Origin of the sequence: Pseudomonas sp. PA-7-1E (assembly GCF_021605325.1) — a bacterium.
GTDB classification, from domain to species: domain Bacteria; phylum Pseudomonadota; class Gammaproteobacteria; order Pseudomonadales; family Pseudomonadaceae; genus Aquipseudomonas; species Aquipseudomonas fluorescens_BV.
Window position 1 is genome coordinate 12,067 of sequence record NZ_WKFA01000014.1, and the last position, 24,955, is coordinate 37,021.

The 24,955-nt window shown below is 59.2% G+C and carries 7 protein-coding genes; 6 read left to right on the forward strand and 1 reads right to left on the reverse strand.

Translation table 11 applies throughout. The annotated features are described in order from the left end of the window. Nucleotides 1-70 precede the first annotated feature (70 nt). Nucleotides 71-15,868: a LapA family giant adhesin gene (locus GIW79_RS11810; protein ID WP_236477369.1), complete on the reverse strand. Its 15,798-nt coding sequence runs from the start codon at nt 15,866-15,868 to the stop codon at nt 71-73. A 339-nt stretch (nt 15,869-16,207) separates the two neighbouring features. Here GIW79_RS11810 and GIW79_RS11815 point away from each other — a divergent pair, with 339 nt between their 5' ends. The 6 genes from GIW79_RS11815 to GIW79_RS11840 all read left to right on the forward strand — a co-directional run bounded on the left by GIW79_RS11815 (nt 16,208) and on the right by GIW79_RS11840 (nt 24,951). Continuing rightward, nucleotides 16,208-17,563 carry a TolC family outer membrane protein gene (locus tag GIW79_RS11815; protein ID WP_034125411.1) on the forward strand — a complete coding sequence of 452 codons (1,356 nt, stop codon included), beginning with the start codon at nt 16,208-16,210 and terminating at the stop codon, nt 17,561-17,563. 41 nt (nt 17,564-17,604) lie between these two features. Then, on the forward strand, nt 17,605-19,761 hold the full coding sequence (locus GIW79_RS11820) for a type I secretion system permease/ATPase (protein WP_236454141.1): 2,157 nt from the start codon (nt 17,605-17,607) through the stop codon (nt 19,759-19,761). Further along, complete coding sequence (locus tag GIW79_RS11825; RefSeq protein WP_014716369.1) at nt 19,751-21,115, forward strand: HlyD family type I secretion periplasmic adaptor subunit; 1,365 nt, start codon at nt 19,751-19,753, stop codon at nt 21,113-21,115. Before GIW79_RS11820 ends, GIW79_RS11825 begins: the two co-directional genes overlap by 11 nt. A 219-nt stretch (nt 21,116-21,334) precedes the next feature. Continuing rightward, nucleotides 21,335-22,207: a TauD/TfdA dioxygenase family protein gene (locus GIW79_RS11830; protein ID WP_087149556.1), complete on the forward strand. Its 873-nt coding sequence runs from the start codon at nt 21,335-21,337 to the stop codon at nt 22,205-22,207. A gap of 60 nt (nt 22,208-22,267) precedes the next feature. Further along, a complete protein-coding gene (locus tag GIW79_RS11835) occupies nt 22,268-23,188 on the forward strand; it encodes a LysR family transcriptional regulator (protein ID WP_200584051.1) in 921 nt (306 codons plus the stop codon). Nucleotides 23,189-23,415: 227 nt separating this feature from the next. Further along, nucleotides 23,416-24,951, forward strand: a complete 1,536-nt coding sequence (locus GIW79_RS11840) for an MFS transporter (RefSeq protein WP_054922445.1) — start codon at nt 23,416-23,418, stop codon at nt 24,949-24,951. The last annotated feature ends 4 nt before the right edge of the window (nt 24,952-24,955 follow it).

Here is a 24,955-nt window from a genome sequence, read left to right on the forward strand (position 1 = left end):
CGTCCGCCAGGGCCAGCGACCCGTAGGCCAAAAAATCGGCCGCCTGGAAGGGCGGCCGATCAATCGCGTCTTAGGTGTGATCGATCTTGATGGTCGGGTCGGCACCACTGATCAGCGAGTTGATGCTGGTGTGGGACCAATCGTTGCCTTCCAGTTTGATCGTCACATCAGCATTGGCCAGGCCACCGGCGGCGTTGAGCTTGCCTTCACTGCTCACTTGCAGGGTCGACACACCTTCTACCGTGGTGATCTTGAGGTAATTGTCGATGGTGCTGTCGGTTTCACCTTTCAACAAATCGCGCAGGTCAATGCGGTCGCCTTCGGACGCCTTGAAGTCCTTGATCACATCGTTGCCGATGTCGCCCGCCTTCCACACGAAGGTGTCGGCCCCCGAGCCACCGATCAGGATGTCGTTGCCCTGGCCGCCAATCAACGTGTCGTTACCCGTGCCACCCAGCAGGATGTCATTGCCTTTGCCGCCGTCCAGAAGGTCGTTGCCGCCCTGGCCGAACAGGATGTCATCGCCAGCCCCGCCCAACAGTGTATCGCCGGCATCTTTGGCGCCGGAGACGTCGAAGTCCACATAGTGCTCGGTGACGTACTGGTGAACGTTAGAGGCAGTCACTGCCGAGACAGCCACGCCGGTCTTCTGTGCGACAAAGGCCTGCAGCGCGTTGTAACCCTCGCCATTGATCCCGCTGAAGCTCACCAGGTCGCCGAAGAGGATGTCGTTGCCGTCGCCACCGCTGACGGTGTCCGCGCCCGGCAACGTCGCCTCTGTGTGGCCGAGGATAGCGTTGGCCAGGTCCTTCGGATCGATGTTGGCCTGTGGCTTGCCATCGCTGTCGTACGGTGCCAACTGATTCAGGCTGACCCCACTGTTGAGGCCGATGGCTTCTACGCCACCTGTGGACAGACCTTTAAGCAGTGCGAACGCGCTGTTGGAGTTGAGGGTGGTGGAGTAGTCGGTATCGTAGCCGAGGCCGCCTTGCACCGATATTTCATAGGTGCCATCCCCTTGGGCGTGGATGATTCCCTTGTTGTACCCCCAGCCGTAAGACCAGAGGGTTACCTTGCCGGCAGAGTTGATATCAAGGTAGTTATTCGAATCGATGTTGATCCGGGTGGCGGTACCTATGGTGTAGTTGTTCATGGTGACGACATCATCGAGCCTGACGTTGCCGTACAAGTATGGGTTGGTCTGCTCGGACGCTTGGTAAAACGTCGGCTGACCATCGGTGATGAAGTACGTTGTATTGATAGCGCCAGTGTTGCCAGTCGCCTGGGCACTCTTGAAGAAGTTGGCCGCGGCCTTGAACACGTCTTCGTAGTTAGTCCCGCCGGTAGACACCATGGAATCCAGGACTTTCTGCAGCGAGTCCAATGCACCTGGGTCTTTCAGGTTGACTGTCACCGTGCGATTGACCTGGTCGCTGAAATCCGCCAGGAAGATATTCACAGTGCCAGAAGTGCTGGCGCCGATACTGTTTTTCAGCGAGTTGAACGTGGTGGTCAGCGAGGTTTTTGCCGCTGCTATCGAGTCCGCACCCATACTGCCCGATGTATCGATCATGAACGCGATGTTGTAGTTCTTGCCCTGCACCACGTTCAAGCCGGCGACGTCGGCCACGACAATGTCGTTGCCATCGCTGCCATTGATGGTGTCGCTGCCCGAGGTGCCGGTGACCGAATTGTAGGTCGCTGGGTGCACCGTGACGGGCAATTGCGCGGTGGTGGTCGCTGAACCGCCGATGCTCTCGGTGGACGTCGAAGTGACCGTCAGGTTGAACTGACCGCTGTAGTAGGTCGGCGGCTTGATGGTCAGGGTGTTCAGGTCCCAGCCCGTGACATTCACTTCGCCCACGGTTTTACCCGCAGTAAAGGTGTGCCCCGACGCGTCAGTGAGCACCGAGCCTGCCGGAATGCCGCTGATCTTCACGCTCAGGGTTTCGGAGCCGTCGGTGTCGGTCAGCGCGGTGGTGACCTTGGACAATTTGACCGTGCCGTTTTCCTGGCCTTCGTTGAGCTTGTAGCCCACGTAGTAACCGTCACCGTTGCTGCCATGCAGGTCGGATACGGTGACGCCGGCGTTGGTCAGGTCGGTAAGGCCGGTGTACAGCGGCACGGTGCTGGTGCTCAGGTTCTGCACCGCCCCGCCGTTGACCGACAGGTTGACGTCAAAGCTGCCAGGCCCCGCTTGGTTGGCCTGGTAGATCTCAAGGCTGTAGTAACCAGTGGTCGTTGGCGTGAACGAGCCGCTGAACTTGCCGCTGTTGGTACCCCACAAACCGCTCGCAACGTCTTTACCGCCAACGTTGACCACCACGCTGTCATCCGCGATACCGCTGAAGGTGTAGCTCTTGCCCGCTTCCATGTAGATCAGGCCGGAGATCTTGGAACCAGAGCCAGCGGCCACGTTGTCGACGGACTCGACGTTGGTCACCACAGAGGTGCTGTTGGGTGTGCCCGCGTTATCGATGGCTTTTTTCAGCACGTCCGGTGCAGCACCGTTGCCGTTGTTGCCGAGGCCGGCGATGCTGTTCCAGCCCTGTTTGACCAGGCCGGTCGAGGCAACGTTGTTGTCGGCCACGCTCAGGGTCGGTGCGTCGGCCACTGGGGTGATATCGACTTTCACCGTAGCGCTGGTGCCCAGGTCCTTGCCATCGGTTGGCTGGAACTTGAACTGCGCGTAATCCGCCTGCTTGTTACCCACGCCAGTGCCGCCGTAACCGTCGGCGCCGGACTCGTTGGCGTTCGGCATAAAGCGCAGTTGGCCGCCATCGATCTGGGCCTTGGTAAAGGTCTGGCCGCTGGTCACGTTGGTCCAGGTGCTGCCGTCCGCCGCAAGGTATTGCAGCTTGCCGGCTACTGGCAGGTCGGTGATTTTCACCCCGAGGCTGGCTTGTGGCGAGTCCACATCGCTCACGCCGAAGTTGGCCCAGGTCAGGGCCAGCGCCGTGTCTTCCGTACCGGTCACAGCACCGCCAGTGGCCACTGGTGCATCGTTGACCGCTACCACGTTGACGGTGGTGGTGGCCACGTTGGAGTAGTTGCCGCCATCGGTCACCGTCACGGTGATGGTGCGCGGTGTGGTGCTCGGGTCGTGGCTGTTGTTGGTGAACGTGATGTTCTGGATACGTTGCATGTAGTCAGCCAGCGTTGCGCTGCCGGACAACGTCAGGGTAATAGTGCCCGTCTGGTTGTTGGTGCTGACGCTGATGCCATTCACGCTATTGCCCAGGTTCAGGGCATCACCGGCCTGTGCGTTGGTCAGCGTGACCGTCGCGCCCGTCAGCAGTGTGCTGTCTGGGTCAGTGATCTTGATATCCGTATCGGCGATCGACACGCCCGGCCCGGCGGTACCCTCGGTAAATGTCGTCTTGTAATCGGCACCCGTGGCGCCGCTGGAGTTGTTGGCATCCAGGTCGATCACCGGCGGCGCATCGTTGTCGAGGATGTTGGTGGTGACGGTGCCTTTGTCGATCACCAGGTTCTCGAAGTTGCCTCCGGTGACCTTGTCGATGGTGATAACGATCTGTTCCGTAGGCTCGGTGATCTTGTCGTCGAGCGTGCGGATATCAAACGGCACGCTGCTGGAGCCTGCCGGGATCTTCACGGTGTACACGCCGGTGAAGTCCGAACCGTCAGTGGCGGTGCCGCTGTATTTGAGCGTCACGGTTACGTCGGTTTGCGGCGGGTTGGTCAAGGTCAGGGTGTAGTGGGCTGTGCCACCTTCAGTGACCGAGCCATCGCCCGTTATGCTGATTTTGGTATCCGTCACTACATCCGTGACCTTGGTGACCGCGGGGCTGGCGTCAACAATCAGATGCTCGTACTTGTCGCCACCGCTGACCACGCCGGTGATCTTGGCGCTGACATCATTGGCGCCGACATAGGCATCGTTCGGTGCGGTAGCTGTCGTGAAGCTGGTGGACTTGCCACTGCCGATGGTGATGGTCGAGCCGTTATCCAGCCTTACCACCAAGTCGGAGCCCACGTTGTTCACGGCCGCGCCGTTCTTGTCGACCAGGGACGCGGTGTAGACGATCTGCCCGCCTTCGCTGACCGAACCGGTGGCCTTGAGTACCACGGTCACGTCGTCGATGGTGTCGTTGATGGTGGTCGTGGCGCCCGCAGGTGTGATGGTCACCCCCTCGAAATTGCCGCCGGTGGTGCCGGTGATCTTGACGGTCTGGGTGCTCTTGTCGATGAACACGTCATCGGTAGGCGCCGGGACGGTCACCGTGCCCATGGTCTCACCTTGCTTGATGGTGATGCTCGAACCGTTGTCGAGCTGGACCAGCATGTCGCTGCCGGCCTTGTTGCTCAAGGTGGCGGTGTAGGTGATCTGGCCGCCTTCGTTGACCGCGGTCGGGGCAGTCAAGGTGACGGTGGTCAGGTCGGTGGAGCCTGGTGTGTCGGTGACGGTGGTGTTCACCGCCGTCGTGCCCGGCACGAGGTTCTCGAAATGCTCGCCACCGGTCACGCCTTTGATGGCGGTGGTGACGGTTTGGTCGCCTTTGTAGACGTCGTTTGGCGCTACGGTGGTGATGGAACCGCTCGACTGATTCACACCGATGGTGATGGTTTTGCCATTGTCCAAGGTGACGGTCAGCGGATTGGTGATGTTGGTCACCGCTGCGCCGTTTTTATCCACAAGGCTGGCGGTGTAGACGATGTTGCCGCCTTCGCCAACGGTGGTGGTGGCGGTCAGAACTACATCCACCTTGTCGATGGTGTCGTTGATCGTGGTGGTTGCGCCGTTGCCTGCCACTTCCAGTTTTTCGAAGTTGCCGCCGGAAGCGTCGGTGATCTTGACGGTCTGAGTGCTCTTGTCGATGAACACGTCATCGGTAGGCGCAGGCACAGTTACGGTGCCCACGGTCTCGCCAGCCTTGATTGTGATCGACGAGCCGTTGTCCAACTTCAGCGTGACGTCGGTCCCCGCCTTGTTGGACAGCGTGGCGGTGTACGTAATCTGGCCACCTTCGTTAACAGCGTTAGGCGCTGTCAGCGTCACAGTAGTGGTGTTGTCGGTACCCGGAGTGTCCGTAACGGTGGTGTTCACCGCGGTAGTGCCAGGGACCAGATTCTCAAAATGCTCGCCGCCGGTCACGCCTTTGATAGCAGTGGTGACGGTCTGGTCGCCCTTGTACACGTCATCAGGAGCAACAACCGAAACGCTACCGCTTGATTGGTTTACGCCGATGGTGATGGTCTTGCCGTTGTCCAAGGTAACGGTCAACGGGTTGGTGATGTTGGTCACCGGTGCGCCGTTTTTATCCACAAGGCTGGCGGTGTAGACGATATTGCCGCCTTCGCCGACGGTGGTAGTAGCGGTCAGGACCACATCTACCTTGTCGATGGTGTCATTGATGGTGGTGGTTGCGCCGTCGCCTGCCACTTCGAGTTTTTCGAAATTGCCGCCGGTGGTCTCGGCGATCTTAACGGTCTGGGTGCTTTTATCGATAAACACGTCATCGGTAGGCGCAGGGACAGTGACGGTGCCAACAGTGTCGCCAGCCTTAATGGTGATGCTTGAACCATTGTCGAGTTTCAGCGTGACGTCGGTGCCGGCCTTATTGCTCAAGGTCGCGGTGTAGGTGATCTGACCACCTTCGTTAACGGCACTTGGCGCTGTCAGCGTCACAGTAGTGGTGTTGTCGGTACCCGGTGTGTCCGTAACGGTGGTGTTCACCGCGGTAGTGCCCGGCACCAGGTTCTCGAAATGCTCGCCGCCGGTTACGCCTTTGATAGCGGTGGTGACGGTTTGATCGCCTTTATAGACATCATCAGGAGCAAGAACCGAAACGCTACCGCTAGTCTGGTTTACGCCGATGGTGATGGTCTGGCCATTATCCAAGGTGACGGTCAACGGATTGGTGATGTTAATCACCAGCGCGCCGTTTTTATCCACAAGGCTGGCGGTGTAGACGATATTGCCGCCCTCTCCAACGGTGGTAGTGGCGGTCAGAACCACATCGACTTTGTCGATGGTGTCGTTGATGGTGGTGGTTGCGCCGCTGCCTGCAACTTCGAGTTTTTCGAAGTTGCCGCCAGTGGTTTCGGTGATCTGTACGGTCTGGGTGCTCTTGTCGATGAACACGTCATCGCTAGGCGCAGGCACGGTCACAGTGCCAACGGTGTCGCCAGCCTTGATAGTGATCGAAGAGCCGTTATCCAACTTCAGCGTGACGTCAGTACCGGCCTTATTGCTCAAGGTCGCCGTATAGGTGATCTGGCCACCCTCATTCGCTTCGGTCGGTGCTGTCAGCGTTACGGTAGTGGTGTTATCGGTGCCCGGTGTATCAGTAACGGTGGTGTTCACCGCGGTAGTGCCAGGGACCAGATTCTCGAAATGCTCGCCGCCGGTCACACCCTTGATAGCGGTGGTGACGGTTTGATCGCCTTTATAGACATCATCAGGAGCAAGAACCGAAACGCTACCGCTAGTCTGGTTTACGCCAATGGTGATGGTCTGGCCGTTATCCAAGGTGACGGTCAACGGGTTGGTGATGTTAGTCACCGGCGCACCGTTTTTATCCACAAGGCTGGCGGTGTAGACGATGTTGCCGCCTTCACCAACGGAGGTGGTGGCCGTCAGGACCACATCGACTTTGTCGATGGTGTCGTTGATCGTGGTGGTTGCGCCGTTGCCTGCAACTTCCAGTTTTTCGAAGTTGCCGCCGGAAGCGTCGGTGATCTTGACGGTCTGCGTGCTCTTATCGATGAACACGTCATCGCTAGGAGCGGGCACGGTCACGGTGCCAACCGTGTCGCCAGCCTTGATAGTGATCGACGAGCCGTTATCCAGCTTCAAGGTGACATCAGTACCGGCCTTGTTGCTCAAGGTCGCGGTGTAGGTGATCTGGCCGCCTTCGTTAACGGCACTTGGCGCAGTCAGCGTAACCGTGGTGGTGTTATCGGTACCCGGTGTGTCCGTAACGGTGGTGTTCACCGCGGTAGTGCCAGGGACCAGATTTTCGAAATGCTCGCCGCCGGTCACACCCTTGATAGCGGTGGTGACAGTTTGGTCGCCCTTGTACACATCATCAGGAGCAAGAACCGAAACGCTACCGCTCGATTGGTTTACGCCGATGGTGATGGTCTTGCCGTTGTCCAGAGTCACGGTGAGCGGATTGGTGATGTTGGTCACCGGTGCGCCGTTTTTATCCACAAGGCTGGCGGTGTAGACGATATTGCCGCCTTCGCCAACGGTGGTGGTCGCGGTCAGGACTACATCAACCTTGTCGATGGTGTCGTTGATTGTGGTGGTTGCGCCATTCCCTGCGACTTCCAGTTTTTCGAAGTTGCCACCAGTGGTCTCGGTGATCTGAACGGTCTGCGTGCTCTTGTCGATGAACACGTCATCGGTAGGCGCAGGCACGGTTACGGTGCCAACGGTGTCGCCAGCCTTGATGGTGATGCTTGAACCGTTGTCGAGCTTCAGTGTTACGTCAGTGCCCGCTTTGTTGGACAGCGTGGCGGTGTACGTAATCTGCCCACCTTCGTTTGCCTCAGCCGGAGCCGTCAACGTAACGGTGGTGGTGTTATCGGTGCCAGGGTTATCGGTGACAGTAGTGTTCACTGCCGTCGTGCCAGGGACCAGGTTTTCGAAGTGCTCGCCGCCGGTCACGCTTTTGATGGCGGTAGTGACAGTTTGATCGCCTTTGTACACATCATCCGGCGCGATGGTGGTGATAGAGCCACTCGACTGATTCACACCAATGGTGATGGTCTTGCCGTTATCGAGGGTGACGGTCAGCGGATTGATGATGTTAGTCACCGGTGCGCCGTTTTTAGCCACAAGGCTGGCGGTGTAGACGATGTTGCCGCCTTCACCAACGGTGGTGGTGGCCGTCAGGACCACATCGACCTTGTCGATGGTGTCGTTGATCGTGGTCGTTGCGCCGCTGCCTGCAACTTCCAGTTTTTCGAAGTTGCCGCCGGAAGCGTCGGTGATCTTGACGGTCTGAGTGCTCTTATCGATGAACACGTCATCGCTAGGAGCGGGCACGGTCACAGTGCCAACCGTGTCGCCAGCCTTGATGGTGATCGAAGAGCCGTTATCCAACTTCAGCGTGACGTCGGTACCGGCCTTATTGCTCAAGGTCGCGGTATAGGTGATCTGGCCACCCTCATTCGCTTCGGTCGGAGCTGTCAGCGTTACGGTAGTGGTGTTATCGGTGCCCGGTGTATCAGTAACGGTGGTGTTAACCGGGGTAGTACCTGGAACCAGATTTTCGAAGTGCTCGCCGCCGGTAACACCCTTGATAGCGGTGGTGACGGTTTGATCGCCTTTATAGACATCATCAGGAGCAAGAACCGAAACGCTACCGCTAGTCTGGTTTACGCCGATGGTGATGGTCTGGCCATTATCCAAGGTGACGGTCAACGGGTTGGTGATGTTAGTCACCGGCGCACCGTTTTTATCCACAAGGCTGGCGGTGTAGACGATGTTGCCGCCTTCGCCAACGGTGGTGGTGGCCGTCAGGACCACATCAACTTTGTCGATGGTGTCGTTGATCGTGGTCGTTGCGCCGTTGCCTGCCACTTCGAGTTTTTCGAAGTTGCCGCCGGTGGTTTCGGTGATCTTGACCGTCTGCGTGCTCTTGTCGATGAACATGTCATCGGTAGGCGCAGGGACAGTGACGGTGCCAACAGTGTCGCCAGCCTTGATCGTGATCGACGAGCCGTTATCCAGCTTCAGGGTGACGTCAGTGCCAGCCTTGTTGCTCAAGGTCGCGGTGTAGGTAATCTGACCACCTTCGTTAACCGCACTTGGCGCAGTCAGGGTGACAGTCGTTGTGTTGTCGGTACCGGGGGTATCGGTGACAGTGGTGTTCACTGCCGTAGTGCCAGGGACCAGGTTTTCGAAGTGCTCGCCGCCAGTCACGCTTTTGATAGCCGTGGTGACGGTTTGGTCGCCCTTATACACATCATCAGGAGCAATAACCGAAACGCTACCGCTCGATTGGTTTACGCCGATGGTGATGGTCTGGCCATTATCCAAGGTGACGGTCAACGGATTGGTGATGTTAGTCACCGGCGCACCGTTTTTATCCACAAGGCTAGCGGTGTAGACGATGTTGCCGCCTTCACCAACGGTGGTGGTGGCCGTCAGGACCACATCAACTTTGTCGATGGTGTCGTTGATCGTGGTGGTCGCGCCGTTACCTGCAACTTCCAGTTTTTCGAAGTTGCCGCCGGAAGCGTCGGTGATCTTGACGGTCTGAGTGCTCTTATCGATGAACACGTCATCGGTCGGCGCGGGCACGGTTACGGTGCCAACCGTGTCGCCAGCCTTGATGGTGATCGAAGAGCCGTTATCCAGCTTCAAGATGACGTCAGTACCGGCCTTGTTGCTCAAGGTCGCGGTGTACGTAATCTGACCACCTTCGTTTGCCTCAGCCGGAGCCGTCAACGTAACGGTGGTGGTGTTATCGGTGCCAGGGTTATCGGTGACAGTAGTGTTCACTGCCGTCGTGCCAGGGACCAGGTTTTCGAAGTGCTCGCCGCCGGTCACGCTTTTGATGGCGGTAGTGACAGTTTGGTCGCCTTTGTACACATCATCCGGCGCGATGGTGGTGATAGAGCCACTCGACTGATTCACACCAATGGTAATGGTCTTGCCGTTATCGAGGGTGACGGTCAGCGGATTGGTGATGTTAGTCACCGGTGCGCCGTTTTTATCCACAAGGCTGGCGGTGTAGACGATGTTGCCGCCTTCACCAACGGTGGCGGTAGCGGTCAGAACCACATCAACTTTGTCGATCGTGTCGTTGATCGTGGTCGTTGCGCCGCTGCCTGCAACTTCCAGTTTTTCGAAGTTGCCGCCGGTGGTTTCGGTGATCTTGACCGTCTGCGTGCTCTTGTCGATGAACACGTCATCGGTAGGCGCAGGGACAGTCACGGTGCCAACCGTGTCGCCAGCCTTGATGGTGATCGAAGAGCCGTTATCCAACTTCAGCGTGACGTCGGTACCGGCCTTATTGCTCAAGGTCGCGGTATAGGTGATCTGGCCACCCTCATTCGCTTCGGTCGGAGCTGTCAGCGTTACGGTAGTGGTGTTATCGGTGCCCGGTGTATCAGTAACGGTGGTGTTAACCGGGGTAGTACCTGGAACCAGATTTTCAAAGTGCTCGCCGCCGGTCACGCCTTTGATGGCGGTAGTGACGGTCTGGTCGCCTTTGTACACGTCATCCGGCGCGATGGTGGTGATAGAACCGCTCGACTGGTTTACGCCAATAGTGATGGTCTTGCCGTTATCCAGGGTCACGGTCAGCGGATTGGTGATGTTGGTCACCGGTGCGCCGTTTTTATCCACAAGGCTGGCGGTGTAGACGATATTGCCGCCTTCGCCGACGGTGGTAGTAGCGGTCAGGACCACATCTACCTTGTCGATGGTGTCATTGATGGTGGTGGTTGTGCCGTCGCCTGCCACTTCGAGTTTTTCGAAATTGCCGCCGGTGGTTTCGGTGATCTTGACCGTCTGCGTGCTCTTGTCGATGAACACGTCATCGGTAGGCGCAGGGACAGTCACGGTGCCAACAGTGTCGCCAGCCTTGATCATGATCGACGAGCCGTTATCCAGCTTCAGGGTGACGTCAGTGCCAGCCTTGTTGCTCAAGGTCGCGGTATAGGTAATCTGACTACCTTCGCTCGCCTCGGTCGGAGCCGTCAGCGTCACGGTAGTGGTGTTGTCGGTACCCGGTGTATCAGTCACAGTTGTAGTGACGTTATCTGTACCTGGGACCAGGTTTTCAAAATGCTCGCCGCCAGTCACGCCTTTGATAGCCGTGGTGACGGTTTGGTCGCCCTTATACACATCATCAGGAGCAATAACCGAAACGCTACCGCTCGATTGGTTTACGCCAATGGTGATGGTCTTGCCGTTATCGAGGGTGACGGTCAGCGGATTGGTGATGTTGGTCACCGGTGCGCCGTTTTTATCCACGAGGCTAGCGGTGTAGACGATATTGCCGCCTTCACCAACAGTGGTAGTGGCGGTCAGAACTACATCAACCTTGTCGATGGTGTCGTTGATCGTAGTGGTCGCGCCGCTGCCTGCCACTTCGAGCTTTTCGAAGTTGCCACCACTGGTTTCGGTGATCTTGACGGTCTGGGTGCTCTTATCGATGAACACGTCATCGGTAGGGGCGGGCACGGTCACAGTGCCAACAGTGTCGCCGGCCTTGATGGTGATGCTTGAACCGTTGTCGAGTTTCAGTGTTACGTCAGTGCCCGCTTTGTTGGAAAGCGTGGCGGTGTACGTAATCTGTCCACCTTCGTTAACAGCGTTAGGCGCTGTCAGCGTCACAGTAGTGATGTTGTCTGTACCTGGTGTATCAGTAACGGTGGTGTTAACCGGGGTAGTACCTGGAGCCAGATTTTCAAAGTGCTCGCCGCCAGTGACGCCTTTGATAGCAGTGGTAACGGTCTGGTCGCCTTTGTACACATCATCAGGAGCTAGAACCGAAACGCTACCGCTCGATTGGTTTACGCCAATAGTGATGGTCTGGCCGTTATCCAAAGTCACAGTCAGCGGATTGTTGATGTTGGTCACCGGCGCGCCGTTTTTATCCACAAGGCTGGCGGTGTAGACGATGTTGCCGCCTTCGCCGACAGTGGTAGTGGCCGTCAGAACTACATCGACCTTGTCGATGGTGTCGTTGATCGTGGTGGTTGCGCCGTTGCCTGCGACTTCTAACTTCTCGAAGTTGCCGCCAGTGGTCTCGGTTATCTTGACGGTCTGCGTGCTCTTGTCGATGAACACGTCATCGGTAGGGGCGGGCACGGTGACGGTCCCAACAGTTTCGCCAGCCTTGATGGTGATCGACGAGCCGTTGTCCAACTTCAGCGTGACGTCAGTGCCCGCTTTGTTGGAAAGCGTGGCGGTATAAGTGATCTGGCCACCCTCATTCGCCTCGGTCGGAGCTGTCAGCGTTACGGTAGTGGTGTTATCGGTGCCCGGTGTATCAGTAACGGTGGTGTTAACCGGGGTAGTACCTGGAACCAGATTTTCGAAGTGCTCGCCGCCGGTCACGCCTTTGATGGCGGTGGTGACGGTTTGGTCGCCCTTGTACACATCATCAGGAGCAACAACCGAAACGCTACCGCTCGATTGGTTTACGCCGATGGTGATGGTTTTACCGTTGTCCAAGGTAACGGTCAGCGGGTTGGTGATGTTGGTCACCGGCGCGCCGTTTTTATCCACAAGGCTGGCGGTGTAGACGATATTGCCGCCTTCACCGACGGTGGTGGTGGCGGTCAGGACTACGTCGACTTTGTCGATGGTGTCGTTGATCGTGGTGGTCGCGCCGTTGCCTGCGACTTCTAACTTCTCGAAGTTGCCGCCAGTGGTCTCGGTGATCTTGACGGTCTGTGTGCTCTTGTCGATGAACACGTCATCGGTAGGCGCAGGGACAGTGACGGTGCCTACGGTTTCGCCAGCCTTGATGGTGATGCTTGAGCCGTTGTCGAGTTTCAGCGTGACGTCGGTGCCGGCCTTGTTGCTCAAGGTTGCGGTGTAGGTGATCTGGCCACCTTCGTTAACTGCATTTGGCGCAGTCAGGATGACAGTCGTTGTGTTGTCGGTATCGGGGGTGTCGGTGACAGTGGTGTTCACTGCCGTCGTGCCAGGGACCAAGTTTTCAAAGTGCTCGCCACCAGTGACGCCTTTGATAGCGGTAGTGACGGTCTGGTCGCCTTTATAAACGTCATCCGGCGCGATAGTGGTGACAGAGCCACTCGACTGGTTCACACCGATGGTGATTGTCTTGCCGTTATCCAAGGTCACGGTCAGCGGGTTAGTGATGTTAGTCACCGGTGCGCCGTTTTTATCCACAAGGCTGGCGGTGTAGACGATGTTGCCGCCTTCGCCGACAGTGGTAGTGGCCGTCAGAACTACATCGACCTTGTCGATGGTGTCGTTGATCGTGGTGGTCGCGCCGTTGCCTGCCACTTCGAGTTTTTCGAAGTTGCCGCCAGTGGCCTCGGTGATCTGAACGGTCTGCGTGCTCTTGTCGATGAACACGTCATCGGTAGGCGCAGGGACGGTCACGGTGCCAACGGTTTCGCCAGCTTTGATGGTGATGCTTGAGCCGTTATCCAACTTCAGCGTGACGTCAGTGCCCGCTTTGTTGGAAAGCGTGGCGGTGTAAGTGATCTCGCCACCCTCATTCGCCTCGGTCGGAGCCGTCAGTGTCACGGTAGTGGTGTTATCGGTGCCCGGTGTATCGGTAACGGTCGTGTTAACTGGGGTAGTACCTGGAACCAGATTTTCAAAATGCTCGCCGCCGGTCACACCCTTGATAGCAGCGGTGACGGTCTGATCGCCTTTATAAATATCGTCTGGCGCCACGGTGGTAACGGTGCCGCTGGATTGGTTAACACCGATAGTAATGGTCTGACCGTTATCCAAAGTGACGGTCAACGGGTTAGTGATGTTAGTCACCGGTGCGCCGTTTTTATCCACAAGGCTGGCGGTGTAGACGATGTTGCCGCCTTCGCCAACGGTGGTGGTAGCGGTCAGAACCACATCAACTTTGTCGATGGTGTCGTTGATCGTGGTGGTCGCGCCGTTACCTGCAACTTCCAGTTTTTCGAAGTTGCCGCCGGTGGTTTCGGTGATCTTGACCGTTTGGGTGCTTTTGTCGATGAACACGTCATCGGTAGGGGCGGGCACGGTCACGGTGCCAACGGTTTCGCCAGCTTTGATGGTGATGCTTGAGCCGTTGTCCAACTTCAACGTGACATCAGTGCCCGCTTTATTGGAAAGCGTGGCGGTATACGTCACCTGACCACCTTCGTTCGCCTCGGTTGGGGCTGTCAGCGTCACAGTGGTGGTGTCGATCGAATCGGTAATGGTGGTAACCGCTGGCGTGGTGCTCGGCACCAGGCTCTCGAAATTGCCGCCAGTCGCGCCCGTAATCGTCGTACTGACGGTGCTGCCGTTGACGTAGACGTCATTAGCTGGCGTATCAACGACAACGCTGCCTGTCGACTCACCGGCCTTGATGGTGATCACCGAGCCATTGCTCAAGGTGACATTCACAGGCGTCTGCGCCGGGTTGGTCAAGGTGGCGGTGTAGGTGATCTGACCGCCTTCGGTCACGGTCGAACCAGCGGTCAGGGTGACCGTGGTGGTGTCGATCGAATCGGTAATGGTGGTGACCGCTGGCGTGGTATTCGGTACCAGGTTCTCGAAGTTACCGCCCGTTGCGCCCGTGATGGTGGTGCTGACGGTAGAGCCATTGTTGTAAACGTCGTTGGCCGGCGTATCGACCACAACGGTACCCGTCGATTCGCCCGCCTTGATGGTGATCACCGAGCCATTGCTCAAGGTGACGTTCACCGGGGTCTGCGCTGGGTTGGTCAGGGTGGCGGTGTAGGTGATCTGGCCGCCTTCGGTCACGGTCGAACCCGCGGTCAGGGTGACCGTGGTGGTGTCGATCGAATCGGTAATGGTGGTGACCGCTGGCGTGGTATTCGGTACCAGGTTCTCGAAGTTACCGCCCGTTGCGCCCGTGATCGTGGTGCTGACCGTCGAACCATTGTTGTAAACGTCGTTGGCCGGCGTATCGACCACAACGGTACCCGTCGATTCGCCCGCCTTGATGGTGATCACCGAGCCATTGCTCAAGGTGACGTTCACCGGGGTCTGCGCCGGGTTGGTCAGGGTGGCGGTGTAGGTGATCTGGCCGCCTTCGGTCACGGTCGTACCCGCGGTCAGGGTGACCGTGGTGGTGTCGATCGAATCGGTAATGGTGGTAACCGCTGGCGTGGTATTCGGTACCAGGTTCTCGAAGTTACCGCCCGTTGCGCCCGTGATCGTGGTGCTGACCGTCGAGCCGTTGTTGTAGACGTCGTTAGCTGGCGCATCTACGACAACGCTGCCTGTCGACTCACCGGCCTTGATCGTGATCACCGAGCCATTGCTCAAGGTGACATTCACCGGCGTCTGCGCCGGGTTGGTCAAGGTGGCGGTGTAGGTGATCTGGCCGCCTTCGGTCACGGTCGAACCAGCCGTTAGAGTGACCGTGGTGGTGTCGATGGTGTCGGTGATCTGCGTCACGGCCGGGTTAGGGTCGATGGTCAATACCAGGTTGCCGCCACCGGTGGTGCCCGTAACGCCCACGCTGATCTGGCTAGGGTCGTTGTACGGGGTGTCGTTGGGCGCCAGGGGTACGTTGACTGTACCGGTCAGTTGGCCTGACGGGATAGTAATCACCGCGCCATTGGACAAGGTGACGGTAAGGTCGCTGCTGGATGGCCGCGTCACGGTCGCGGTGTAGGTCAGCACACCACCGGCTTCGGTGATGGTGGGGGTTGCGCTCAGGGACAGGGTCGAAGGCTGCAGCACCAGGTTGCCCGCGTCAGCGGAGCCTGGGGCACCGGTCAGCGCGTTGAGAGCCGAAGTGCCCTGACCAAGCGTACCGGTGGGGAAGCCGATGGTCGGATCGACACGGCCGGCGGTCGCGTCCAGCACCACGAAGCTGTGGCCACCCCCGGCTGCGCCGTTACCGGCAGCGTTTGCGCCGGCGGCAGTGGCTTCCAGGTCGGTGGTCGGGTCGGCGCCAGCGGCGATGGCTTGTTGCAGCTCGGCAACCGATGGCGCGGCTTGCTCGCTGGCAGCGGCGAGGTCGAGGCTGGAGTCCGGCAGGTCGGCGCTCCACTGGGTGTCACGGCCCAGGTCCAGAATGCGACCGTCGGCCAGCTCCAGGCTCACGGCGCCCGACATACCGGTGTCGATCTGGTCGCCCGCGAACAAGCGATCACCTTCAACGAGGACGCGCCGAGCACCTTCCGGAGAAATAACGAAAACTTGACCAACAATGCTTTTGACGATGGCAACAACACTGCTCATTAAAATTTTCTCCGGCGATCCGTTTCGACAAATTCCATTTCGCAGCGCGCTATTAGGGCTGCCAATTGGGAGGGCGTAGTCTATATATGCATTGACGTCAAATAATTGGCTAGATTTTTTAGCTATCTAGTTAGTGCCAAACTATTGACCTTAGGGCCGCCATCCTAAACAATCGGCCCCGTAATGTCACATTGATATTTATGCGGCGAACCGTCCTACATGTGTGTGAAGCAGTTCCGCTTTTTGAACTTTCCGACGTACGGTCATTACGGTAGCCATTATCCGACGCAGCGGTGCCAATCGCTGTGATTTGAGACAAGAAGTCCTAGGGAATTTTAAATGCGTCTGCACCTGTTCAAGGCAATACCGTTCGTTCTCGCCGCCAGTTTCGTACAAGCCCAGACACTGCCCCAAGCCATGCAACAGGCATTGGATGTACACCCGGAAATCCAGGCAGGTGTTAACAGCCGCATCGCTGCCGATTACCAATTGCGCGCTGCACAAGGCGGCTACCTGCCGCGTGTCGACCTGAACGCCGGTTACGGCCGCCAAGGAACCGACAACGCCACCACCCGCGCCAACAATCCTGGCGGCAATCACTGGGACACGCTCAACCGCGGTGAATCCAGCCTGCGCCTGCAGCAAATGATTTTTGACGGTTTCGCCACCTCCAGCGAAGTCGGGCGTCAACAAGCCAACGTTAATTCCCGCGCTTACTCTTTGCTCGGGACTTCGGAGCGCACCGCGCTGACCGTTGCCCAGGTTTACCTGGAAGTATTGACCCGTCGTGAGTTCGTACGCCTGGCCGAAGATAACCTGCGCAACCACGAACGCATCTACGACCAGATCAAGTTGCGCACCGAGCGCGGCGTCGGCAACGGTGCCGACCAGGACCAGGCCGAAGCGCGCCTGGCCCAGGCCCGTAACAACTTGATCACCGAGCAGACCAACCTGGCCGATGCGCAGGTCAACTACCTCAGCGCCGTCGGCCAGATGCCCGACGAACTCGAGCGTCCGGCCCCATTCATGGCCATGCTGCCGGCCGACCTGAATGAAGCGCGTCGCCAGATGCTCGACAACAGCCCGATCCTGCGTTCGGCCGAGTCGGATATCTCTGCCGCCGAGAAGCAGTACGACGCCGCCAAGTCCAACTTCTATCCGCGTTTTGACGCTGAATTGGGTACCAACGCCGACAACAACGTCTCCGGTGATCCCAACCACAGCAATGGTTGGGAAGCCATGGTGCGCATGCGCTTCAACCTGTTCGCCGGTGGTAGCAACAAGGCCGACCTGCAATCGAAGTCCTACCAGGCCAACCAGGCGCTGGACATCCGTAACAATGCCTTGCGCCAACTCAATGAAGAACTAGGCTTGGCCTGGAACGCCCTGAACAACGCCAATGCGCAATTGCCGGTCGCCCAGCAGTACGTGGATCACAGCACCCGCGTACGCACGTCCTACCAGCAACAGTTCAGCCTTGGTCAACGTACGCTGTTGGATTTGCTCGACAGCGAAAATGAATTGTTCACCGCTTCCCGCCGCCTGGAAGAAATCAAGAACATTCAGTTATTTACTCAGTACCGAATCAAGGCGACCATGGGCGAATTGCTCAAGAGCCAGGGAGTGGTTGCACCAATGGCCTCCGTCGTGCAGAACGACGTGAAACCTAAAGTCCAACTGCCTGGGATGAATTGAGCCACCCCAATAGCCCCATCTGTTAGTCGAGAGTGCCCCGCGTGGAACCTGAAGTCAGTCGAGTTCATCTCAGTCATGATCCACGCGCACTGCACGACGACCCGTTACTTGACGGGTTGTTGGCGCTCTGCGCCCTGCATCAAAAACCGGCCAGTGCGGCCATGCTCACCACCGGCCTGCCGCTGCCTTCGCAACGCTTGAGTGCCGAACTGCTACCGCGTGCCGCTGCGCGGGCCGGGTTGCAAGGCCGGCTGCTGCAACACAAGTTGGAACAGATCCCGACCATTGCACTGCCGGCGCTGCTGTTGCTCAAGGACGGTCGCAGTACCGTGCTGGTGGGCTGGAAGGGCGAAGATGAAGCGCGGATCCTGCTCAGCGAAAGCGACGGCGGTGAAGTGCTGATCAAGCGCGAAGCACTGGCCGACGACTACATCGGCAAAGTCTTCTTTGCACAGCCGCAGCACAAGTTCGACGTCAACCACGGCAGCCTGATTCCGCGGGCGCGCTCGTGGTTCCGTGACACCCTCATGCGTTCACGCTGGCTCTACACCGACGCCATCGCCGCCAGCTTCCTGATCAACATCATCGCCATGGCCGCGCCGCTGTTCGTGATGAACGTTTACGACCGCGTTGTGCCGAACCAGGCCACCGCCACCCTGTGGGTGCTGGCCGTGGGCATCTGCGGTGCCTACCTGTTCGACCTGATCCTCAAAAGCCTGCGCAGCCTGTGCCTGGACCTGGCCGGTAAAAAGACCGACCTGATCATCTCGGCCACGCTGTTCGAGCGCATCGTCGGCATGTCCATGAAATACCGCCCGGCGCGGGTCGGCAGCTTCGCGCAGAACATCCACGAGTTTCAAAGCCTGCGCGACTTCCTCGCGTCGCTGACCCTCACCAGCCTGATCGACCTGCCGTTTACGCTGCTGATCTTCCTGGTCATCGCCATTCTCGGCGGGCACCTGGTGTGGATTCCAGTGTTGGCGTTCCCGCTCGCCTTGGGCATCGGCTACGCCTTGCAGAAGCCCTTGGTCGCAACCATGGAACGCACGATGGCGCTGGCCGCCGAGCGCCAGTCGAGCCTGATCGAAACCCTCGCCGGGCTCGATGCGGTCAAGGTCAACAATGCCGAGAGCGAGCGTCAGTACGGCTGGGAACAGACCATCGGCACCCTGAGCCGGCTTGAGCTGCGGGTGAAGTTGCTGTCGGGCCTGTCGATGAACATGACCCTGCTGATCCAGCAACTGGCCGGCGTGATCATGATCGTGTTCGGCGTGTACCAGATCATCGACGGCAACCTCAGCATGGGCGGCCTGATTGCCTGCTACATGCTCAGTGGTCGCGCCTTGAGCCCGCTGGCCTCGCTGTCGGGCCTGCTGACGCGCTATCAGCAAGCCAAGGTCACCATGACCTCGGTGGACCAGATGATGGAGCTGCCCCAGGAGCGCAACTTCGAAGAGCGCCCCATGAGCCGGCGCACCCTGCAAGGCGCCATCGAGTGCCGGGGCCTGAACTTCACTTACCCGAACCAGCAGAACCTGGCGCTGAAAAACATCAACCTGGTGATCAAGCCAGGGGAAAAAATCGGCATCATCGGCCGCAGCGGCTCGGGCAAAAGCTCCCTGGCCAAGCTGATCGTTGGCCTTTACCAACCCGACTCCGGCTCCTTGCTGGTGGACGGCGTGGACGTGCGCCAGATCGACGTGAGCGAACTGCGCCACAACATCGGCTATGTCGCCCAAGACATTCAATTGCTGGCCGGCACCCTGCGCGACAACCTAGTCAGCGGTGCGCGCTACGTCGAGGATGAAATGGTCCTGCAAGCCGCCGAACTGGCTGGCGTGCACGAATTTGCCCGCCTGCATCCCCAAGGCTACGAGCTGCAAGTCGGCGAGCGTGGGCAGAACCTGTCCGGCGGCCAGCGCCAGAACGTTGCACTGGCCCGTGCGCTGCTGCTCAACCCGCCCATGCTGCTGCTGGACGAACCCACCAGCGCCATGGACAACACCGGTGAAGAACGCTTGAAGCAACGCCTGCAAGCCGTGGTGCAAAACAAGACCGTGGTGCTGGTCACGCACCGAGCCTCACTGCTCTCCCTGGTTGATCGCCTGCTGGTGGTCGACCGTGGGCAGATTCTCGCGGACGGCCCGAAAGCCGTGGTCATGGAAGCGTTGAAGAAGGGGCAGATCAGTGTTGCTTAACTCCATCAAGAGTGCGGTCGGCCGCTACTTCAAAGGCTCCGATTCGCTGCAGGGCCAGCCGCTGCCCGAGGTCAACAAGGCGCTGATCGAAGATGCGCCACGGGTCATCCGCCTGACCATCTGGGCAATCATCGCGTTCTTTGTATTTCTGGTGGTGTGGGCCGGTTTCTCCCAGATCGACGAAGTGACCCGTGGCGACGGCAAGGCGATTCCGTCGTCCAAGCTGCAGAAAATCCAGAACCTTGAAGGCGGCATCGTCGCCGAGCTGTACGTCAAGGAAGGCCAGATCGTAGAGGCTGGCGCGCCGTTGATTCGTCTCGACGACACGCGGTTTGTCTCCAACGCCGGGGAAACCGAAGCCCTGCGCCTGGCCATGCAACTGCGTGTCGAGCGTTTGAGCGCCCAGGTGGATGACCGCCCGCTGAACATCCCTGACGAGGTGCTCAAGGCCGCGCCGAGCCAGGCCGCCAACGAGCGCTCCTTGTACGAAAGCCGCCGCCAGCAGTTGAAAGACGAAGTCGGCGGCTTGCAGGAACAACTCGTGCAACGCCAACAGGAACTGCGCGAGTTCACCTCCAAGCAGGGCCAATACCGCAGCCAGTTGTCCCTGCAACGCCAGGAAATCAACATGTCCGAGCCGCTGGTGGCCCAGGGCGCGGTGTCGCCGGTAGAAGTGCTGCGCCTCAAGCGCGCCGAAATGGAAACCCGCGGACAGTTGGACGCTACCACCCTGGCGATCCCGCGTGCTGAATCGGCGATCAAGGAAGTGCAACGCAAGATCGATGAAACCCGCGGCAAATTCCGCAGCGAAGCCCTGACCCAACTCAACGAAGCCCGTACTGAACTGAACAAGGCCGAGTCCACCGGCCGCGCGCTGGAAGACCGGGTCAGCCGCACCCTGGTCACCTCGCCCGTGCGCGGGATCGTCAAGCAGTTGCTGGTCAACACCGTTGGCGGTGTGATCCAGCCGGGCAGCGATATGGTTGAAATCGTGCCGCTGGACGACACCCTACTGGTAGAGGCCAAGATCCGCCCGCAAGACATCGCCTTCCTGCACCCAGGGCAGGAAGCGGTGGTCAAGTTCACCGCTTACGACTACACGGTCTACGGTGGCCTGAAGGCCAAGCTCGAACGCATCGGCGCCGACACCATCACGGATGAAGACAAGAAGACCACCTACTACATGATCACTCTGCGCACCGACCGCAGCCACTTGGGCACCGATGAGAAGCCGCTGCTGATCATCCCTGGCATGGTTGCTTCGGTGGATATCATCACCGGCAAGAAAAGCATCCTCAGCTACCTGCTCAAGCCGATCATCAAGGCACGGGCCGAGGCGTTGCACGAGCGTTGATCTTCGGCTCCTATATGTACCGACCTCATCGCAGGCAAGCCAGCTCCCACATTTGAATGTGTTCACAAATCAAAATGTGAGAGGGGGCTTGCTCCGGATGAGGCCATCAGCATGCCCCTGAACCTCAAACCAAACGCCATATCCATATGCGCTAACGGTATTTAAGCTTCCATCCTTATGCCTATAAATTCACTCCCCTGTCCGCCGGGAATGAATCAAATGTCTGCCACCACCGCCCTCCAAACCTTCGACATCCACCCCTTCCCCGGCAGTGTCGGCGCCGAGATCATCGGCCTGGACTTATCCCGCCCAGTCAACGAGCAGGACTTCGCCCGCATCCATCGCGCGCACTTGGACTACCACGTCATCGTGTTCCGCGACCAACGCATCACCCCCGAACAACAGATCGCCTTCAGCCGCCGTTTCGGCGTGTTGCAGATCCATGTGCTCAAGCAGTTCCTGTTGGCCAACCACCCCGAGATCCTGATCGTTTCCAACATCATCGAGAACGGCCAATCCATCGGCCTGGGGGATGCAGGCAAGTTCTGGCATTCGGACCTCTCATACAAAGAACTGCCCAGCCTGGGTTCGATGCTGCATGCCCAGGAACTGCCATCTGAAGGCGGCGACACTCTGTTCGCCGATATGCACAAAGCCTGGGAGCACTTGCCAGGTCACCTGCGCAACGCGGTCGAAGGCCGCAGCGCCGCGCATTCCTACACGGCGCGCTACAGCGAGACCAAATTCGAAGGCAACTGGCGCCCAACCCTTACCCCCGAACAGCTCGCCCAGGTTGCCGAAGTGGTGCACCCCGTTGTGCGCACCCACCCGGAAAACGGCCGTAAGGCGCTGTTCGTCAGCGAGGGCTTCACCACCCGTATCGTCGGCTTGCCCGATGACGAAAGCCGTGACCTACTGGCCCAGCTCTATGCCTACAGCGTGCTGCCGGAAAATATCTACCGTCATCAGTGGCAGCCCCACGACCTGGTGTTCTGGGACAACCGCTCGCTGATCCACTTGGCCGCTGGTTGCCCAAGCCACCTGCGTCGCAAGTTGTACCGCACCACGATTCAGGGTGACGCGCCGTTCTAACCCGATAAAGCCTGCTAGGATTGCGCCCAGTTCACTCCCAACCGATTACGAGTGCTTGGCATGCAACTACCGGACATGAACCTGCTGGTCGCCCTCGACGCGTTGCTCGACGAGGGCAGTGTGGTGGGCGCCGCGCGGCGGATGAACCTCAGCCCGGCCGCCATGAGCCGCACCCTCACGCGTATCCGTGAAGCGGTCGGTGACCCGATCCTGGTGCGTGCCGGCCGTGGCCTGGTGCCGACGCCCAAGGCGCTCGAGCTGCAAGGCCAGGTGCGCAATGTGGTGGAGCAGGCTGCGTTGCTGTTCCGTTCGGCGGACCAAGTCGATTTGAGCACCTTGCGCCGCCGCTTCAGCGTGCGCGCCAATGACTTTTTCATCGGCGTGTATGGCGGGCGACTGTTCGACACCATGGAGCGTGTGGCGCCGTTGTGTGAGCTGCGCTTTGTGCCCGAAGGCGACACTGACGATGAAGCCCTGCGCGAAGGGCGGTTGGACTTGCGGGTGAGCAACACCATGCCTGCCAGCCCGGAAGTGAAGGTGCAGAACCTCTTCTCCACCACCTTTGTCGGCCTGGCACGACAAGACCACCCGCTGTTCGACGAAGAAATCACGGCGGCACGCTTTGCCAGCTACTCCCACATCAGCATCTCCCGGCGCGGCATCGCCCGTGGGCCCATCGATACAGCGTTGAATGCCCAAGGCCTGGAGCGCCGTGTGGCCATGATCGCCCCAGGCTTTCACGGTGCGATGTTCATGCTGCCCGATTCCGACCTGCTGCTGCCGGTGCCCAAGGAAGCCCTCCTGAGCGCCAAGCGTCTGAACCTGCCACTGCGTGCATTTACCTTGCCGATTCCACTGCCAACCCTGGTCTTGGCCCAATCCTGGCACCCACGTTTCGACAAAGACCCGGCGCACAAATGGCTGCGTGAAACCATGCGCGAAAGCTGTCATGCCACCTGGCTAGAAGCCCAGCCGGTATAAAGCGAACGCGGATGAATGTGGGAGCTGGCTTGCCTGCGAAGGCGGCGTGTCAGTCACTGAATCTCTTACTGAACTGGCGCTATCGCAGGCAAGCCAGCTCCCACAGGGTTCAGTATTGATGTTCAAAGTTGCGCCTGGCGCACTTATAACCTGCCAACAAGTAACTTTTTGTCATGAGAGTGCCTGATTAAACTGCTCGGGTATTTCTCATTCCGAGTTACCTGTTCATGACGTCCCTCGCTGCCCCCGTCCTCCAGGCCGCAGCCAAACCTACGGCCCCGAGCCCACCCGTGTTCGGCCCGCGCATCATCATCGGCTTGCTCGGCGTGTTGCTGGCGGTGCTGGTCTCCGGTCTCAACGAGATGGTCACCAAGGTTGCTCTCGCCGATATCCGTGGCGCGCTGTACATCGGTTTTGATGAAGGCACGTGGTTGGTCGCCGCCTATACCGCCACCTCCGTGGCAGCCATGGCCTTCGCGCCGTGGTGTTCGGTGACGTTTTCCCTGCGTCGCTTCACCCTGTGCGCTATCGGTTTGTTCACCGTGCTGGGCATCCTTTGCCCGTTTGCGCCGAACTACGAAAGCCTGCTGCTGCTGCGTACCGTGCAAGGCCTGGCCGGTGGCGCGCTGCCGCCGATGCTGATGACCGTGGCGCTGCGTTTTTTGCCGGCCAACGTCAAGTTGTACGGGTTGGCCGGTTACGCACTGACCGCCACCTTCGGGCCCAGCCTGGGCACGCCGCTGGCGGCGTTGTGGACCGAATACGTCGGCTGGCAGTGGGCGTTCTGGCAGATCGTCGCGCCGTGCCTGCTGGCCATGGCGGCCGTGGCCTACGGTTTGCCACAAGACCCGCTGCGCCTGGAGCGCTTCAAGCAGTTCAACTGGCGTGGCCTGCTATTGGGCTTTCCGGCGATTTGCATGCTGGTGATCGGCTTGTTGCAGGGCAATCGCCTGGACTGGTTCGAATCGGGCCTGATTACCTTCCTGCTGTGTGGCGGCACATTGTTGCTGGTGCTGTTCATGCTCAACGAATGGTCACAGCCGCTGCCCTTCTTCAACCTGCAGATGCTCGGCCTGCGCAACCTGGCCTTCGCCCTGATCGTGCTGGCCGGCGTGCTGATGGTGCTGACCTCGGTGATCATCATCCCGTCGAGTTTCCTCGCCCAGGTCCAGGGCTACCGGCCGCTGCAAACTGCGCCGGTGATGCTGCTGATGGCGCTGCCACAGTTGATTGCGCTGCCGCTGGTGGCGGCGCTGTGCAACCTGCGCTGGGTCGATTGCCGCTGGGTGCTGGGCATTGGCCTGAGCATGTTGGTGCTGTGCTGCATCGGCAGCTCGCACCTGACCTCGGCGTGGATTCGTGACGACTTTTATGGCTGGTACCTGCTGCAGATTTTCGGTCAGCCGATGGCCGTGCTGCCGCTGCTGATGCTGTCCACCGGCAGTATCCAGCCCATCGAAGGGCCGTTTGCCTCGGCCTGGTTCAATACCGTCAAAGGCCTGGCTGCTGTGATCGCCACTGCGGTGCTGGATACATTGACCACCCAGCGCGGGCATTTCCATTCAACCATGTTGGTGGACCGCCTGGGCAATTCGCCCCTGGCCGACGCTGACGCGCCGGGCCTCGCCCACCGCTTGCACGAGCAGACCGTGGTGCTGACCTCTTCGGATCTTTACGTCGTCATGGCCGGTGTCGCGGTGGCGTTGATCCTGCTGATTTTCTGGATGCCCACGCGGATCTATCCGCCTCGCGCTCCGGCCTGACCTC

What these genes read in the sequence shown, in the direction of transcription:
- GIW79_RS11810 (WP_236477369.1), bottom strand. Translation starts at nt 15,868, where the DNA reads ATGAGCAGTGTTGTTGCCATCGTCAAAAGCATTGTTGGTCAAGTTTTC.
- GIW79_RS11815 (WP_034125411.1), top strand. Translation starts at nt 16,208, where the DNA reads ATGCGTCTGCACCTGTTCAAGGCAATACCGTTCGTTCTCGCCGCCAGT.
- GIW79_RS11830 (WP_087149556.1), top strand. Translation starts at nt 21,335, where the DNA reads ATGTCTGCCACCACCGCCCTCCAAACCTTCGACATCCACCCCTTCCCC.
- GIW79_RS11835 (WP_200584051.1), top strand. Translation starts at nt 22,268, where the DNA reads ATGCAACTACCGGACATGAACCTGCTGGTCGCCCTCGACGCGTTGCTC.
- GIW79_RS11840 (WP_054922445.1), top strand. Translation starts at nt 23,416, where the DNA reads ATGACGTCCCTCGCTGCCCCCGTCCTCCAGGCCGCAGCCAAACCTACG.